The 16,376-nt window shown below is 72.3% G+C and carries 12 protein-coding genes; 6 read left to right on the top strand and 6 right to left on the bottom strand.

Annotated elements, in window-relative coordinates; genetic code table 11:
- Positions 1–50 precede the first annotated feature (50 nt).
- The 5 genes from IPJ95_08170 to IPJ95_08150 all read right to left on the bottom strand — a co-directional run bounded on the left by IPJ95_08170 (position 51) and on the right by IPJ95_08150 (position 7,408).
- A complete protein-coding gene (locus IPJ95_08170) occupies positions 51–3,959 on the bottom strand; it encodes a GAF domain-containing protein (GenBank protein ID MBK7923593.1) in 3,909 nt (1,302 codons plus the stop codon).
- Positions 3,960–4,063: 104 nt separating this feature from the next.
- Complete coding sequence (locus IPJ95_08165; GenBank protein ID MBK7923592.1) at positions 4,064–5,140, bottom strand: type IV pilus twitching motility protein PilT; 1,077 nt, start codon at positions 5,138–5,140, stop codon at positions 4,064–4,066.
- A gap of 398 nt (positions 5,141–5,538) precedes the next feature.
- Positions 5,539–6,000 carry a hypothetical protein gene (locus IPJ95_08160; GenBank protein MBK7923591.1) on the bottom strand — a complete coding sequence of 154 codons (462 nt, stop codon included), beginning with the start codon at positions 5,998–6,000 and terminating at the stop codon, positions 5,539–5,541.
- Complete coding sequence (locus tag IPJ95_08155; GenBank protein MBK7923590.1) at positions 6,000–6,896, bottom strand: NAD(P)-dependent oxidoreductase; 897 nt, start codon at positions 6,894–6,896, stop codon at positions 6,000–6,002. The genes IPJ95_08160 and IPJ95_08155 overlap by 1 nt, the downstream gene beginning before the upstream one ends.
- A complete protein-coding gene (locus tag IPJ95_08150) occupies positions 6,893–7,408 on the bottom strand; it encodes a ferritin (GenBank protein ID MBK7923589.1) in 516 nt (171 codons plus the stop codon). Before IPJ95_08150 ends, IPJ95_08155 begins: the two co-directional genes overlap by 4 nt.
- Before the next feature lie 155 nt (positions 7,409–7,563).
- Here IPJ95_08150 and dinB point away from each other — a divergent pair, with 155 nt between their 5' ends.
- Positions 7,564–8,775 carry a DNA polymerase IV gene (gene dinB / locus IPJ95_08145; protein MBK7923588.1) on the top strand — a complete coding sequence of 404 codons (1,212 nt, stop codon included), beginning with the start codon at positions 7,564–7,566 and terminating at the stop codon, positions 8,773–8,775.
- A complete protein-coding gene (locus IPJ95_08140; protein ID MBK7923587.1) occupies positions 8,772–9,473 on the top strand; it encodes a sel1 repeat family protein in 702 nt (233 codons plus the stop codon). Before dinB ends, IPJ95_08140 begins: the two co-directional genes overlap by 4 nt.
- Here the strand turns inward: IPJ95_08140 and IPJ95_08135 are convergent, their stop codons facing one another.
- Complete coding sequence (locus IPJ95_08135; protein ID MBK7923586.1) at positions 9,474–11,216, bottom strand: protein kinase; 1,743 nt, start codon at positions 11,214–11,216, stop codon at positions 9,474–9,476.
- Positions 11,217–11,347: 131 nt separating this feature from the next.
- Between IPJ95_08135 and IPJ95_08130 the strand changes: the two genes are divergently transcribed.
- The 4 genes from IPJ95_08130 to ilvD all read left to right on the top strand — a co-directional run bounded on the left by IPJ95_08130 (position 11,348) and on the right by ilvD (position 16,260).
- Entirely contained in the window at positions 11,348–11,968 is a 621-nt protein-coding gene (locus tag IPJ95_08130) for a DJ-1/PfpI family protein (protein MBK7923585.1), read from the top strand.
- A gap of 314 nt (positions 11,969–12,282) precedes the next feature.
- Positions 12,283–13,869 carry an ammonium transporter gene (locus IPJ95_08125; GenBank protein ID MBK7923584.1) on the top strand — a complete coding sequence of 529 codons (1,587 nt, stop codon included), beginning with the start codon at positions 12,283–12,285 and terminating at the stop codon, positions 13,867–13,869.
- Positions 13,870–14,038: 169 nt separating this feature from the next.
- Entirely contained in the window at positions 14,039–14,440 is a 402-nt protein-coding gene (locus tag IPJ95_08120) for a P-II family nitrogen regulator (protein ID MBK7923583.1), read from the top strand.
- A gap of 140 nt (positions 14,441–14,580) precedes the next feature.
- On the top strand, positions 14,581–16,260 hold the full coding sequence (gene ilvD, locus IPJ95_08115) for a dihydroxy-acid dehydratase (protein MBK7923582.1): 1,680 nt from the start codon (positions 14,581–14,583) through the stop codon (positions 16,258–16,260).
- The last annotated feature ends 116 nt before the right edge of the window (positions 16,261–16,376 follow it).

The following is a 16,376-nucleotide window of genomic DNA, read 5'->3' as shown; positions in this document are numbered from 1 at the left end:
TACCGTGGCGGCCGGGCCGGACGAAGGGGTTACCGCCTCGCCGACCCGCCCTACCCCGGGACCACGAGGGCCAGGACTTCCATCAGGTCCCGCAGGGCGAAGGGCTTGGAGAGCACCGGCCGCCGGGCCTCGGCCAGGAAGCGCGAGGCCTCGGGGGAGAGCACGTCACCGGTCATGAAGATCAGGCGCTGCACCGCGGGCGCCTCATCGGCCTGCAGGTGGCGATAGAACTCATGCCCGCTCATCCCCGGCATGCGGAGGTCGCACAGCACCACATCGTACTCCCCCTCCTCGAGCAGGCGGAGCCCCTCCTCGCCGGAGTCGGCGAGGTCCACCTGCCAGCCGGTGCGGGTCAGGAACTTGGAGATGCTGCGCCGGATGTCGGGCTCGTCGTCCACCAGCAGGATCCGGCCCCGGCGGGCCCCGGCGGGGGCGGCCGGGAGGGGCGGACGCGGCCGGTCCTGCACCGCCGCCACCGCGGGCCGCGCCTGGGAGAGGGGCAGCTCCACCAGGAACCGGGCCCCACCGCCGGTCCGTTCGGAGGCGGCGATCTTGCCGTTGTGGTCAGCGATGATCCCGGCGCTCACGGAGAGGCCGAGGCCGGTCCCCTCCCCCTCCGGCTTGGTGGTATAGAACGGGTCGAAGATCCGGCTGATGAACTCCGCCGGGATGCCCGGCCCGTCGTCGTCCACCGTGATGGTGGCGAGCTGCTCCCTGGCGGCCAGCCGCACCCAGACGTGGCCGCGACCCCGGCTGCCGCGGATGGCCTGTTCCGCATTCACCAGCAGGTTCATCAGCACCTGCTGGAGGTTGATGGTGTTGCCCCAGACCAGCACGGCCTCCTCCGGGAGCTCGGCGCTCACCTCGATCTGCTGGCTCAGCAGCTGGTTGCGCCGGAGCGCGAGGGCACCGCGCACCGCCTCCCGGAGGTCCACCACCGCCCGCTCGGAGCCCTGTCCGCGGACGTAGGTCAGGAGGTTGCGGACGATCTGGGCGGCGCGATCCGCCTCGACCTTGATGGCCTGCAGCGACTCCAGCTGGGCGGGGTCCTTCGCCTCACCCACCAGCAGCTCCATGTTCACCAGGATGCTGGCGAGCGGGTTGTTGATCTCGTGCGCCATGCCGCCCACCAGCTGGCCGATGGCCGACATCTTCTCCGCCTGGAGCAGCTGCGCCTGCACCCGGCGCTGGTCGGTCACGTCGCGGACGATGCCGAGGACCGTGGTGACCTGGCCCTCCTCGACCAGGGGTGAGACGGTGATCGCCACCACGCCACGCTCCCCGCTGGGACGGCGCACCGCGGTCTCGAAGACGCTCGATTCCCCCGCGAGGGTGCGACGGAACTGCTCCCCGACGGTGGTCAGGTCCTCGAAGGCGAGCACCTCGTCCCACGGCCGGCCGACCGCCGCGCGGCTGCGGACGTTCCACAGCCGCTCGGCCGACTGGTTGAACGAGAGGATGGTGCCGGCCCGGTCCAGCGTGAAGATGGCGTCGGTGGCCGCCGAGAAGAGGCGCCGGTAGCGCTCCTCCGACTTGCGGAGCGCCTGGCCGGCGGCGGCGGTCTGGTAGCCCGCCCCGGCGTGGTCCGCGATCTGCGCCAGGCGCTCCACCTCGGCGACGGCAAAGGCGGCCCCGGCCGGCCGCGCCAGCTGGAGCACCGCGATGAGCCGGCCCTCGCACCAGATGGGCACCGCGGCCAGCGCCACCGCGCCGGCGGCGGCCTGCGCCTCCGCGGCGAGCCGCGGGTCCTGCGACAGGTTGGCCGAGATGAACACCGCCCCCTGCTCCTCCCGCATCCAGCCATCCACCGACCCGGCCAGCGGGAGGGGGTCGGCCAGCCCCGGCGTGAGCGGCCCGCGGCTTGCCACCACCACGCGGGTGGCGTCGCCGGCGAGGCTGCTCACCAGCGCGGCGACCCCGCTGATGCCCTGGAACGCGGCGTCGGCGGCCAGTTCGAGGACCCGGCCCGGCCGGGCCTCCTCGTCGGTGGCGGCGCGGGCCATCTGCCGCAGCCACTCGGCGGTGATGCGCTGCCGGCGTTCCTCCTCCAGGCTGTCGAGGTTCTCGAGGGTGACCCCGAGCTGCTGCGCCACGATCTCGAGGATGCGGACATCCTCGGCCTCGAAGGCGTGGTCGCGGTCCTCTTCCTCAATGGTGATGACGCCCGTGATGGTGCCCCGGGTCCGGAGCGGCACGGCGGCCAGGCAGCGCGGCCGGGTGTCCACGGAGAGTCCCCGCGCGGCGAGTTCCTCGAGCGCGTTCGCCGGGTAATAGAAGGTGTGCCCGGTGCGCCAGACCTCTTCCAGCAGCCCCCGCGCCAGGGGACGCATCCCGCCATCCCGGATCTCCTCGCCCCGCCGGTCGACGGGGAAGCGGATCTCCTGCCACACCTCGTCGACCTGGGCCACCCGCACGGTGCCGATCCCGAGCGCGCGCCGGAGCATCTCCGCGGCCTGGAGCATGGCGTCGCCGGGCCGCAGCGACTGGTGCAGGCTGGCCGACACCTCCGCGACCGACCGGATGCGGTCGGCGTACTGGCTCACGCGGACGTTCGAGAGCCGCGAGAGCAGCGCCAGCTCGGCGATCTCCGCCACGCGGTGCAGCAGTTCCTGGTCGAGGGCGGTGAAGGCGGCCCCGCGGCGCAGCAGCATCAGCATGCCGGCGCAGCCGGTGACCTGGCCCAGGCGGGTGACCAGGAGGTGACCCTGGCCCGCGGGCAGGCTGCAGCGGTGCGCCACCTCGTGCGGGGGGAACTCGTGGCCGCAGCGCAGGCGCCCGCCGCTGAGCGGCGGGGTCTCCAGCGCCACGTGATCGCCGTCGGCGGCGGTGAGCGCCAGGTGCTGCTGCACCACCTCGAGCAGCTCGGCGCCATCCGCCGCCAGGGCGCGGGCCGCCTCCCGGACGATGGTCCGCCGGAGCGCCGGCGTGTCCTCCGCGGTGGCGAGGGCCGCGGCCACCTGGCTGGCGGCGCGACCGTCGGTCAGCTGCCGCTCGCCGGTGAGGGAGAGGCGGATCTCGCTCAGGGTGGCGGTGGCGTGGATCGCGAAGCGAAGCAGGCTCTCCCGATCCACCTCCTGGAAATGCCCCGGCTCGGCGTGGGCGAGCGTAAGGACGCCAAGCACCTGGTCCACCCGGCGGAGCGGGACGGCGAGCACCGACCGCATCCAGCCCCCGCTGCCCCCACCTTCGGGGGTCCACTCGCTGGCCAGGACGCCGTCGATGGCCTCGAGGGCCATCCCCTCGATCCCGAAGCTGCGGGGCCGGCGGCGGCCGATGTCGCCCGAGAGCCGCCCGGCGCACGCCTGGCAGACCAGCTCCTCCCCCTCGAGGGTGGAGAGCCGGACCGCGGCGCCGTCGAAGAGCGCGGCGGCGGTCCGGACCAGCTCGCCCGCGGCTTCCTCCTCCGACAGGCGCGCGGAGCCGATGAGCGCGGCCCGGGCGGCGGCCCGGATCTCCTGGCGGGCGCGGCCATCGGCCACGGGCTGGAGCCCGGCGCCCCCGCCCCACAGGCCACCGGCCAGCACGGCGAGCCGGCTCAGGGTGGTGGCGTCGCCGCGGCGGAAGTGGCCGAGGTGGCGGTGATAGAGGACGAACGCCGCCACGGGGCGGTCCGCCACCAGCACCGGCACGGCCATGACGTCGATGGTCCGGTCGTCCTGCCACAGCGCCACCTGGCGGCCGCGCGGCGGGGGCTCGGCGCCGATCACCAAGCGTCCCCGGTACCACGCCTCCCCCGCCACGCTGCCCTCGAGAGGCAGCACGAGGTCCGGGGCGGGCGCGTTGGCGCCACGCGCGGTCATCACGCGCAGCTCGTCGCCCTCGGGCAGGAAGAGGGCGGCACCGGTGGCCGCGGTCGCCTCGAGGGCGAGGTCGAGCAGCACACCAAGACCATCAGATGGGGATGGAACGGACGGGAGCAGCGGCGAGGCGGTGGAGATGTCGGCTGATGCCGTAGACATGCACGCTCCCGATGGGAGCCCCCGGAGGGCCGGAGGCTCGCGTCGGTCCACCAGGGGGAGCGGACCAGCGACAGACGCAATCTAGGGGAGGGACGTCCCCGGGTTCAAGAGTCCGCCAGGAACGACGTATCGAAGCGTCGGGCCTTGAGCGCGGCGGCAAAGGCGCTCTTCTCTACCGCCTTCACGTAGGCGTCCCTCGCCTCGACCACCTTCTGCTCCACCAGCTCGAGCAGGGCGTCGTTGAGGGTGACCATCCCGGCCTTGCGGTTGGTCTGCATGATCGACGGGATCTGGAACGTCTTCCCCTCGCGGATCAGGTTGGAGACCGCCGGGATCGAGAGCAGCACCTCCTTGGCCGCCACCCGCCCGCCACCCACCTTGCGGCACAGCACCTGGGCGATGACGCCCTTGAGCGACTCGGCGAGCATCACCCGGACCTGGGACTGCCGGTCCACCGGGAACTGGTCGATGATCCGGTCGATGGTCGAGGCCGCCGTGGTGGTGTGCAGGGTCCCGAAGACGAGGTGCCCCGTCTCGGCGGTCTCGATGGCGATGGAGACGGTCTCGAGGTCGCGCATCTCGCCCACCATGATCACGTCCGGGTCCTCGCGCAGCGCCGCCCGGAGCGCCGCCTTGAAGGACTGGCTATGCATCCCCACCTGCCGCTGGGTCACCACGCACTTCTTCGGCGGGTGCACGAACTCGATCGGATCCTCGATGGTGAGGATGTGGTCGGTGCGGCTCCGGTTCACCAGGTCGATCATGGCCGCCAGCGTGGTGGACTTGCCCGAGCCGGTGGGACCCGTCACCAGCACCAGGCCCTTGCTCAGCTGGCAGAGCCGCTGGATCTCCGGCGCCAGGCCCAGGGCCTCCGCCGAGAGGATCGTCCCCGGAATCACCCGGAAGACGCCCATCGGGCCGCGCCGCTCCTGGGCCGCGTTGCAGCGGAAGCGGGTCCCCGGAAGCTCGAAGGCCCAGTCGGCGTCGCCGGTCTCCCGGAACTGGGTCTGGTCCCGGGGGGGCATGAGGCTCACCAGCATGGCGTCGAGCAGCTCGGCCTCGAGCGCCGCGCCTTCCTGCCGGACCAGCTCGCCGTCGCGGCGGAGGATGGGCTGCTCCCCGACCCGCAGGTGCAGGTCGGAGGCGCCAAGCTCCACGGTGAGGCGCAGCAGCTGCTCCATGCGGGCGCGGCTGTTCTCGACCTGGGCCGTCATCGCAGGAGCCACGGGCGGCGCGGGTGGCATGGCCGCGGCCGGCGCGGTCGCGACGTCCGGGCGGACCAGGACCCGCGGTCCGTCCGGCTCGGGGATGACCTCGATGGTGACCAGCCCGGCCGGCGAGGCGTAGCGGAATTCGATCGGCGTGGCGCCGTCGAGCCGGGCCTGGTCGGAGAGCCCGGCCACCTCGCGGAGCAGCGGGAGGTACTGGGCCGGCGTCAGTGGGTCACGGGTCGCGGACTGGGGACCGGTGTCGGTGAGCAGCGCGGCAGGCTTGCCGGGCGCCAGGACCAGGCCCTGGGCGCGGCGGTCGAACATGGCCTGGAGGAAGCGATCGATGCGGGCCAAGGGGCGTCGTGGGTTCAGGCGAGGGGGCGAACCGCGCGGACGAACCGGCGGTTGAGGCAGACGATGCCGTCATCGGTGTGCAGGGCGAAAAACCGCTCGGGCGCGTTGAGGAAGTCCAGGGCCCGGGCGCGCGTGGGGGGCAGTTCGCTCGCGGCGATGCCACGGAGCTCGATGCCGCCGACCATCATCACCTCGAGCGGGATCATCCGGGCCACCGTGGCTCGCTCCGGATCGTCCGGGGCCGCCGCCTCGCCGTAGAACAGCGCGGCCACCTGCTCCTTGGCCACGAAGACGATCTCCGCGTGCGGCAGGGCCATCGGGAAGAAGGCGTCGGGCCGGTTGAGCATCTCCACCGGCGTCTCCGGGCCATCCCGCCAGGCCACCCGGGGCTGCAGGTGCACTTCGCCCTGGATGACGAGGCCTTCGGCCAGCGTCACCCGGGCGGCAATGCGGCAGGTCGAGGCCCAGTCGGTCATCAGCCCCTGATCTCGACGCCGGACTCCCGTTCCTGAAGCCGGATGGCCTCCAGGTAGTCCGCGTCCTCGCCCAGCGTGGCCCGGCAGCGGGCCATGAGCTCGCCGGCCAGGTGGAGCAGCGGGGAGCGGATCCCCTGGGCCTCCAGGAACCCGACCGCGATCCGCACGTCCTTCTCCAGCAGCGCCAGCCGGAAGGTGTTGGGCCAGGCGCCGGTCAGCACCCGGTCCGGCACCAGTCCTTCCGTCACGAACGACCGGCCCGACGAGGCGTTGAGCACCTCGACCGCCCTCCGGGCGGGCACGCCGGCGCGCGCGAGGGCACTGAAGCCCTCGCCGAAGGCGAGGATATTCACCGCCAGCAGGGCGTTGTTGATGGCCTTCATGGCGTGCCCCGAGCCGACCGGGCCCAGGTGCTCGATCCGCTTGCCGAAGCAGGCCAGCACCGGACGGGCCCGCTCGAAGGTCGCCGGGTCCCCGCCCACCATCACGGTGAGCGCCGCGGCCTCGGCGCCGTTGGTGCCACCGCTGACCGGGCAGTCGGCGAAGGCGATGCCGCGCGCCGCCAGGCGGGCGGCGATGCGGACCGAGTTCTCCGGGTCGCCGGAGGTGCAGTCCAGGAACAGGGCGTCGCGTTCCAGGCCGGCCAGCAGGCCGTCCGGGCCGTCGAGCAGCCCCAGCACCTCGTGACTGGTGGGGAGGCAGGTGACGACGATCGCCGCCCCGGTCACGGCCTCCCGCGGGGTGGCGGCCACCCGGACCCCGGCATGCGCCGCCGCGAACACGGCGGCGCGTGACGGGGTGCGGTTCCAGACCGTGAGGGCGAACTGGCGGGCGAGGTGACCGGCCATGGGGCGCCCGATCGCCCCGAGGCCGAGAAAGGCGAGCCGAACGGTCACTCCTCGCCGTCCTCGTCCGCCGAGGTCCGCGAGCCCAGCTCGCGGTCGAGCATCACCAGCGCCGCCTGGTTGTCGCCCACCCGGCGCACGCTCTCCAGCACCTGGCTCGAGTTCTTCTCTTCCTCGACCTGCTCGGTGATGAACCACTGGATGAAGACCTGGCTGGCGTAGTCCCGGTCGTCCAGGGCCAAGCCGTAGAGGTCGTTGATGCTCTTGGTGACCTTCTCCTCGTGCTTCTTCACTTCCTGGAAGATGTGCAGCGACGACTTGAAGTCGGTGGGCGGCCCGGCGAGCGGCTGCAACTCCACCCGGCACCCCCGGTCGATCAGGTGGTCGAAGATCTTCATCGCGTGGGTGCTCTCCTCGCGGGCCTGCAGCCGCAGCCAGGCGGCAAAGCCGGGGAGGTTCTGGTCCTCCATCCACGCGGCCATGGAGAGATAGATGTAGGCGGACTCGAATTCCTTGCGGATCTGGTCGTTCATGGCCTGCTGCAGGCCCTTGCTTGGCGTCATGGGATCGGCTCCGGACAGTCGTGGGACAGGTGGCTGAACGGTAAGCGACCCCGTGGCGGGGGGCCAGTCGGCCGCGGACAGGGAGGACGGCCGGCCGTCCGGCTAGATTCCGGGCTGGTGGGACCTCGCTCGTGTCCCCGCCCTGGAGCCGCCCGGTGCCCCCACGCATCATGCACGTGGACCTCGATGCCTTCTTCGTCGAGGTCTGCCGCCAGCGCCACCCCGAACTGCGCGACGTCGACCTGCTGGTGGTCGGCGGCCGGCGCGAGTCGCGCGGCGTGGTGCAGTCGGCGTCGTACGGGGCGCGCCGGTTCGGCGTCCGCTCCGGCATGCCCATCGCCCAGGCGGCGCGGCTCTGCCCCGGCGCCACCTTCTTCCAAGGGAGCTTCGCCCACTACCGCGAGGCCTCGCGGGCGGTGCGCACAGTGCTCGGCCGGCATTCGCCGGTGGTGGCCATGGCCTCCCTGGATGAGGGGTACCTCGACTTCACCGGCACCGAGGCGCTCTACCCGGTGTCCCTGATGCCCGTGGCGGAGCGCCTCCGCGCCGAGGTCAGCGCAGAGACCGGGCTCGACTCGAGCATCGGCATCGGGCCCAACCGCATGGTCGCCAAGCTCGCCTCCGACTACGCCAAGCCGCGCGGCATCTGCGAGGTCCGCGCCGGCTGGGAGGAGGGCTTCGTGGCCGGCCTCGAACTGCGCGCCCTGCCCGGCATCGGGCCGCGGACCGGGGAACGGCTGCGGCAGCTGGGGCTCACCCAGGTGGCCCAGGTGCAGGCGCTGTCCGAACCCGACCTGGCGCGCCTGGTGGGCGACTACGCCCGCGAGCTCAAGTGGCGGGCCCATGGCCACGGCACCGCCGCGCTGCACGCCGGGCGCCCGGCGCGATCGGTCAGCCGCGAGACCACCCTGGCCCGCGACGCCACCGACCCCGACCACCTCGATGGGCTGCTGGTGCGGTTCGCGGGGCTGGTCGGGGCCGACCTCCGGGAATCCGGGCTGGTGGCCCGGACCGTGACGCTCAAGCTCCGCCACGGCGACTTCCACACCGTCACCCGCCGGCGCACGCTGCCGCAACCCACCGACCTCGATGCCGAGCTGCTCGCCCCGGCGCGGGCGCTGTTCCTGCCGGCCTTCGAGGAGGCCCGCCGGCGGCGGCAGGGCATCCGCCTGATCGGGCTCGCCGCCACCAACCTCACGGAAGCCACCCCGGCGGACCTGTTCGAGTCGCCCGAGCGCACCCGGCTCCGCGAGCTGACCCAGGCCGTGGACAAGGTGCGGGAGCGGTTCGGATTCGATGCGGTGACACCGGCGCGGACGCTGGCGCTCCGTGGGCGTCGCGGTCCCGGCCCCAAGGGGGAATCGTGAGGCGCGCCCTCGGGCTCGTGCTGCTGCTCGGCGCGGCGCCCCTGGCGGCACAGGCCGACGAGGTGGCCGCCCGCACCGCCGGCTGCAACGCCGCGGTAGGTCCCGAGTGCGTCCGACTGGCCGAGCTGCTCATGGGCGGGATCGGCACCCGCGCCGACGCCGCACGCGCCGAGCGGCTGGCCCTCTACGCCTGCGACCTCCGTACCCCCGCCGGCTGCACCCTGCTCGGCCGCTGGCTGACCGGCGGGCTCTACCTCAACAGCGACCCCGGCCGCGCGCTGGCGCTGTTCCGGCGCGCCTGCAATGACGGCGACGCCGCCGGCTGCGATGAGGCCTCGCGCGCGGCGGAGGAGGGGCGCGGGATGATCGCGAACCAGGGGCAGGCCGACCAGCTGGCCGAGCAGGCCTGCCGGCTCGGCTTTGCCCGTGCCTGCCTCCGCCTGGGCGACCGCTTCGAGCGCGGGGTCGGCACCTTCACCGACCCGGCGCGCTCCGCGGCCTTCTACCAGCTGGGCTGTGACCGGAACGAGGCGAACAGCTGCGTCCGCCTGGGGAAGCAGTACGAGGAGGGACGCGGCGTGCCGCGGGACGAGGACCGGGCGATCGCGCTGTACGGGAAGGCCTGCCGGGTGGGGAACAACGCCGCCTGCCACCTGCCGCTCCTGCTCCGGAGCGGCACGGTGGTCATCCCGCAGTGATCAAGGGAGGAAGTCCTTCGCCTCGAACCGCAGCCCCACGGTGCCGTCGGTCCGGTCCACGGCCTTGCCAAGATCCCGGAACCGGGCGGGCTGGCCCCCAGGCCCGTTGGCCTCGACCGCGCTGTTGAGGTAGAGCGGGTAGTAGCCGATATGGGCGCGGGTGGCGCCCGGCGGCACGCTGCAGCGGCACGGCTGCGCGTTCACGGTGCCCGCGTTCACCACCAGGCTGAGGGGAGTGGTGGTGGCGTTGGTGATGAGCGGCGCGAAGGCGGGGGTCTCGGTGTCCGCCGCGTCCACGGTGTAGAGCAGCCGGCCCTTGGGCTCGGGCCGGGTGACACTGCCCTGCAGTTCCATGCCGAGCGGCTGGCCGTCCGGACCCACCGGCCGCACCAGGAACCACTGCGCCACCAGCGGCTGCCCGGTCCGCACCGTCAGCTCGATGCTCGCTCCCGGCGTCACCTCGCGGGTCTCGCTCCCCACCGTCACCTTGATCGGGTCGACCAGCCGGTTCTCGACGACCAGCGTCGCGTTCCGGGTGAGCAGGAACCACCCCCCCGCCCCGCCGCCCAGCAGCAGCACCAGGAGGAGCAGCGGCCAGCGCCGGCCGCCCGTCGCCGCGGGGGGCGCGGCCGGCGCCTCGCGGACCACCCCGGCGCCGGAGACGCTCCGGGACGGCCGGACCGGCGGCGGCGTGGCGCGGCGCTGCTCCGCGCTCGGCATGATCGCGGTGGCATCCTCCTGCAGCTTCCGGGCAACCCGCTCAGCGCTCACCCCCTCCTGCGGACCCGAAAGGCGGCCCGCCTCCACCGCCTCGAGCAGCATCGCGGCGGACTGGTACCGCTCGGCCGGCCGCTTGGCCAGGCAGCGGACGATCACGTCCGAGAGCCACCCCGGAATGCGGGCGTTCTTGGCGCTGGCGATGGGGGCCGGCTCGCTCAGGTGCTTGCCCACGATCTCCTGGCTGGTGTCCCCCTCGAACGGCGGGGCGCCGGTCACCATCTGGTAGAGCACCGCGCCCACCGCGTAGAGGTCGGAACGCGCGTCGACGTCGCCCTGGCCGAGCGCCTGCTCGGGGCTCATGTACTGCGGCGTGCCCACCACGAAGCCGGTCTGGGTGCGATGCCCCTCGCCATCGAGGCGCTTGGCGATCCCGAAGTCCACCAGCAGCGGCCGCCCGGTGCTGGCTTCGAGCATGATGTTGTCGGGCTTGATGTCGCGGTGGATCAGCCCCTGCCCGTGGGCATGGGAGAGCGCGTCGAGGAGGGGGCGCAGGATGCCGAGGGCCCGCTCGGGCGTCAGGGCCCCGCCGCGCCGGAGCAGGCTGGCCAGGGCCTCGCCTTCCACGAAGGGCATGGCGTAGTAGACCAGCCCCTGCCCCTCGCCCACGAAGTGGATGGCCAGGATGTTCGGATGGGAGAGCCGCGCGATGGACCGGCACTCCTGCCGGAAGCGCTCCAGCATGCCCGCCGACCACGCGATGTCCGGCTTGAGCACCTTGACCGCCAGGCGCCGCTGCAGGTCGGTGTCGAACACCTCGTAGACCTGCGCGAAGCCCCCCTCGCCGAGCATCCGGCGCACCTCGTACTTGGTGCCGAGCGCCAGCGCGAGCAGCGTGGGAACGTCCAGCGCGGGCTGCGGTTCGACCTTGGAGTCGCCGCTGCCCGTGCGGCTGCCGCAGTTCGGGCAGTACAGGGCGGCGGACGGGACGGGGGTCTTGCAGGTCGGACAGGGGGCCTCGGCCATGGGACGAATCTAGGGAAGGCGGGGGGAGGGGAGTAGGGGACCGGCGTCACGTCCGAGCCCCCGGGCCGTCCGCACCCGGTTACCCGAATCCCCATCCTGCCCTACCTTTGCTGCACCCCAACCCCACCGCCATGGCTCCCACTCGCACGGTGTCCCTCCTCGTCTTCGACGATGCCGAGGTCCTGGATGTGGCCGGCCCCTTCGAGGTCTTCTCGGTGGCCGGCCGCCGCCACGGGCTCGAGCCGTTCCGCGTCGTGCTGGTCGCGGAACGCCCCGGCCCGGTCCACCTGCGTGGGGGCCTGACACTGCTGCCCCATCACACCCTCGCCGATGCGCCCGCCGCCGAGATCCTGCTCGTGCCGGGCGGGCTCGGCACCCGACGCGAGGTGGGCAACGCGGCGCTGATCGCGTGGATCCGCCAGGCCGCGGCGCAGGCGGAACTGGTCCTGTCCGTGTGCACGGGCTCCCTGCTGCTCGGCAAGGCGGGGTTGCTCGATGGCCTGGAGACCGCGACCCACCATGCAGCCGTGGGGCTGCTCCGGGACGTCGCCCCCCTGGCGGTGGTCCGGGAGGGGGAGCGCTTCCTCGACACTGGGCGGGTGATCAGTTCGGCCGGGGTCTCGGCCGGTCTGGACATGTCGTTGCACGTCGTGGAGCGGCTGCTGGGGTCGGAGCTGGCCGAGGAGACCGCGAGTTACATGGAGTACCACTGGGATCGGAACGAAGAGGGGCTGCGGGACGAGGGGGTATAGCAAGTCGTTGGCGGGGCGGGTGTTGAGGGTTGTGACCTGAGAATCCACTGAAATGACGAGATTGCATGCCGCGCGGAATTTCGTGCGGCTTTTTCATTTTTCATGATCATTTCCACGCTCTATCAGTCGCTTTGCTGCAACTTGTCGGCAATTTCTTGCATATTCTGCACGTGCCACTTGACACTTATGCAGTACTCGGCTAGTTTCACCCGGGTAGCCACCAGCCCACGGCGATTCCGGTCCCTCTGGTGGGACCGCACGAGGCTCCCGGTCTGCCGGACCGGGAGGATGCCACCCTGAACCCGGACCCTGCGATGTCACGATCCCGACTCCTCCTTGTGCTGGCCGTCCTGGCCGCGCCGGCGGCCCTGGCCGCCCAGGCCGCGCCAGTCGATTCGGCCGCCGCGCTGGCTGCCCCGGCAGTCACCGCGGTGGCCTCCACCGCCGATTCCGTCGCGCAGGCGGCGAATACCGCGGCGGTCGCCAGTGGGGTCGCGGTCAACTTCGTGTGGACGCTGGTGGCGGGCTTCCTGGTGATGCTGATGCAGCTCGGCTTCGCGATGGTCGAGACCGGCTTCACCCGTGCCAAGAACGCGGCCCACACCGCCACCATGAACTTCATGGTGTACGGCGTGGCGATGATGGCCTACTGGGCCTGCGGGTTCGCGATCCAGGCCGGCGGCCTTGGTCCCATCCTGCCCCTGGGGCAGACGGCCGAGACCGCCACGCTCACCAAGGCCCTGAGCATCTCGCTCGGGGGCCATACCTGGAACCTGATGGGCCTGTCGGGGTTCTTCCTGACCGGCATCAACTACACCGCGCCGGTCTTCGCCTACTTCCTGTTCCAGATGGTCTTCATGGACACCACCGCGACCATTCCCACCGGCGTGCTCGCCGAGCGGTGGAAGTTCACCTCGTTCCTCGGGCTGAGCCTGGCCATCGGGGGCCTGATCTATCCGCTGTACGCCAACTGGGTCTGGGGTGGCGGATGGCTGTCGCAGCTCGGGAGCAACGCCGGCCTCGGGCACGGCCACGTCGACTTCGCGGGCTCCTCGGTGGTGCACCTCACCGGCGGCGTGATCGGCCTGGTCACCGGCAAGCTGCTGGGTGCGCGGCGCGGCAAGTACGGCCCCAACGGGCAGGTCAACGCGATCCCCGGGCACAACATCCCGATGGCGATCTTCGGCACCTTCGTGCTCTGCTTTGGCTGGTTCGGCTTCAACGCCGGCAGCACCCTTGCCGGCACCGACCTGCGCATCGGGGTCGTGGCCACCAATACGATGCTGGCTGGGGCGGCGGGTAGCATCACGGCGATGATCTACATGTGGACGCGGTTCGGGAAGCCGGACCCCTCGATGCTGGCGAACGGCGTGCTGGCTGGCCTGGTGGCGATCACTGCCCCCTGTGCCTTCGTGACCGCGCCGGTGGCCGTGCTGATCGGTGGCATCGCGGGGGTGCTGGTCTGCTGGGCGGTGTACTTCGTTGAACGCACGCTCCGGATCGACGACCCGGTGGGCGCCATCGCGGTGCATGGCGTCAATGGGCTCTGGGGCGTGTTTGCCCTCGGCCTCTTTGCCGACGGCACCTATGGCGAGGGCTGGAACGGCGTGGCGGGCGGCGTGCGCGGGCTCTTCTACGGCGATGCCAGCCAGCTGGCGGCGCAGTCGATCGGGATCGTGACCAACATCGTCGTGGTCGGCGCGCTGGCCTTCGTCTGCTGGCAGGTCATTGGGCTCATCGTCGGCGGCCACCGCGTCTCGGCCGATGCCGAGGAACTGGGTCTCGACATCCCGGAGGTGGGGGCGCTGGCCTACCCCGACACGCAGGACATCTCGTCCGCGGTGGTGCTCGCGTCGGCCTCGGCCCACGCCACCACCAAGGCCAGCAAGGCCGCGGCCTGAGTCTCGAAAAGAAAGGGGGTCTGCCCGTCATCGGTTGCCGGTCATCCATTCGCGGCGTTCCTGCCGCCCCCACCCCGGGGCGCGGACTGGCCAGGGATCTCGAGGAGCGATGGCAGGCGGCAGGCGGCGGGCAGTCCCCCCTCACCCTTCTTCCACGCAGGAGCGGACCATGAAGCTCATCACCACGGTCATCCGGCCCGAGAAGCTGCCGGAGGTGAAGGCGGCCCTGTTCCGGGCCGGGATCACCGGCGTCACCATTTCCCGCGTCAGCGGCCACGGCGGCGAACGCGAGCTGGTCGAGACCTACCGCGGCGCCCAGGTCATCCTCGAGTTCCGGGAGAAGGTCAAGGTCGAGATGGCCTGTTCCGAGCCGTTCGTCGAGCCCTGCATCAAGGCCATCCTGTCGGCCGCGCGCACCGGCGAGGTCGGGGACGGCAAGATCTTCGTCCAGCCGATCGAGCGCGTCATCCGCATTCGTACCGGCGAGGCCGACAATGCCGCACTCACCCCGGTCACCGCGGACGAGGTGCAGCGGGCGGCGCTCCAGGAGACGCTGGCCGGCGTCAAATAGGCGCCCGCCACCCGTCCCGCAGGCAGAAACAGGGGGCTCCGGCCCCCTGTGTCGTTGGGGCGACCCCGGCTGCGGCCCCCGCCGGGCGCCATTAGATTCCGTCGGTCCGCGCCACGCCTTCCCCGACCCCCGTTCCCGCCATGCCGCACAACCTCCGCAGCCGCGCCGTCACGCAGGGCGTCCAGCGCGCCCCCAACCGCGCCATGCTGCGCGCCGTCGGGTTCACCGAGGGCGACTTCGAGAAGCCCATCGTCGGCGTCGCCAACGGCTACAGCACCATCACCCCCTGCAACGCCGGGCTGGACCTGCTGGCGCGCCGCGCGGAGGCCGCCATCCGCGACGCGGGGGCCATGCCCCAGCTCTTCGGCGTCATCACCGTGAGCGATGGCATCTCGATGGGCACCCAGGGGATGAAGTACTCCCTGGTTTCGCGCGAGGTGATCGCCGACTCCATCGAGACCGCCGTGAATGCCGAGAGCATGGACGGCGTGCTCGCGGTCGGCGGGTGCGACAAGAACATGCCGGGGGCGATGATCGCCATCGCGCGCCTGGGCATCCCGGCGATCTTCGTCTACGGCGGCACCATCAAGCCGGGGCACCTCGAGGGCGAGGACCTGACGATCGTCAGCGCCTTCGAGGCGGTGGGCCAGTTCAGCGCCGGCCGGATCGATGCCGAGCGGCTGCACGCCGTGGAGTGCCACGCCTGCCCCGGAGCCGGCAGCTGCGGCGGCATGTATACCGCCAACACCATGTCGTCCGTCATCGAGGCGATGGGCCTGAGCCTTCCCGGCTCGTCGACGATGGCGGCGGAGGATGCCGAGAAGGCCGAGAGCGCGGCGCGCTCCGGCGCGGTCCTGGTGGAGGCCATCCGCGCCGGACGCACGCCGCGGCAGATCCTCACCCGGGCCGCCTTCGAGAACGCCATCACCGTGGTCATGGCCACCGGCGGCTCCACCAACGCGGTCCTCCACCTGCTCGCGATCGCGCATGCCGCGCACGTGCCGCTCGCCCTCGACGACTTCGAGGCCATCCGGGCCCGGGTGCCGGTCCTCTGCGACCTCAAGCCCTCGGGCCGCTATGTCATGACCGACCTGCACCGCGTGGGTGGCATCCCCCAGGTGATGAAGATGCTCCTGGCGCATGGGCTGCTGCACGGCGACTGCCTGACGATCAGCGGCCAGACCATCGCCGAGGTGCTGCGGGACGTTCCCGAGGCCCCCCCGGAGGGGCAGGACGTCCTCCGCCCCTGGGACCGGCCGATGTATGCGCAGGGGCACCTCGCCGTCCTGCGCGGGAACCTCGCGGAGGAGGGCAGCGTGGCCAAGATCACCGGCGTCAAGCAGCCCAGCATGACGGGTCCGGCCCGCGTCTTCGAGTCGGAGGAAGACTGCCTGGGCGCGATCCTCGGCGGCCGGATCCGCCCGGGAGACGTGCTGGTCATCCGGTACGAGGGTCCCCGCGGAGGACCGGGCATGCGGGAGATGCTCTCGCCCACCGCCGCCATCATCGGTGCCGGACTCGGCGACTCCGTCGGCCTCATCACCGACGGGCGGTTTTCCGGCGGAACGTACGGGATGGTCGTGGGGCACGTCGCTCCCGAGGCGGCCGCCGGCGGAACCATCGCCCTCGTCCAGGAGGGCGACCGCATCACCATCGACGCCGCCCGCCGCCTCCTCCAGCTGGAGGTGCCGGAGGCCGAGATCGCCCGCCGCCGCGCCGCCTGGCGGCCACCGGCCGCCCGCTACACCCGCGGCGTCCTGGCCAAGTACGCCCGGCAGGTCTCGTCCGCCTGCTTCGGGGCGGTGACCGACGGGCCCTGAAGTCCGGCCAGCCACGTGAGCGAAAGACCGGGGGCGGCGCTGCGGCGCCGCCCCCGGTGTCATTCGGGGACAGGACCTGCTGGTATCCCGATTCCGGAAACCCGGTCCCGGAACCG

This window comes from Gemmatimonadota bacterium (assembly GCA_016713785.1).
Taxonomy (GTDB): domain Bacteria; phylum Gemmatimonadota; class Gemmatimonadetes; order Gemmatimonadales; family GWC2-71-9; genus JADJOM01.
This window is presented reverse-complemented; position numbering and strand designations above follow the sequence as displayed.

Excerpts from the sequence above, each read along its gene's own strand:
- IPJ95_08170 (MBK7923593.1), bottom strand. The coding sequence starts at position 3,959 with ATGTCTACGGCATCAGCCGACATCTCCACCGCCTCGCCGCTGCTCCCG.
- IPJ95_08165 (MBK7923592.1), bottom strand. The coding sequence starts at position 5,140 with ATGGAGCAGCTGCTGCGCCTCACCGTGGAGCTTGGCGCCTCCGACCTG.
- IPJ95_08160 (MBK7923591.1), bottom strand. The coding sequence starts at position 6,000 with ATGACCGACTGGGCCTCGACCTGCCGCATTGCCGCCCGGGTGACGCTG.
- IPJ95_08150 (MBK7923589.1), bottom strand. The coding sequence starts at position 7,408 with ATGACGCCAAGCAAGGGCCTGCAGCAGGCCATGAACGACCAGATCCGC.
- IPJ95_08135 (MBK7923586.1), bottom strand. The coding sequence starts at position 11,216 with ATGGCCGAGGCCCCCTGTCCGACCTGCAAGACCCCCGTCCCGTCCGCC.
- IPJ95_08130 (MBK7923585.1), top strand. The coding sequence starts at position 11,348 with ATGGCTCCCACTCGCACGGTGTCCCTCCTCGTCTTCGACGATGCCGAG.
- IPJ95_08125 (MBK7923584.1), top strand. The coding sequence starts at position 12,283 with ATGTCACGATCCCGACTCCTCCTTGTGCTGGCCGTCCTGGCCGCGCCG.
- IPJ95_08120 (MBK7923583.1), top strand. The coding sequence starts at position 14,039 with ATGAAGCTCATCACCACGGTCATCCGGCCCGAGAAGCTGCCGGAGGTG.
- ilvD (MBK7923582.1), top strand. The coding sequence starts at position 14,581 with ATGCCGCACAACCTCCGCAGCCGCGCCGTCACGCAGGGCGTCCAGCGC.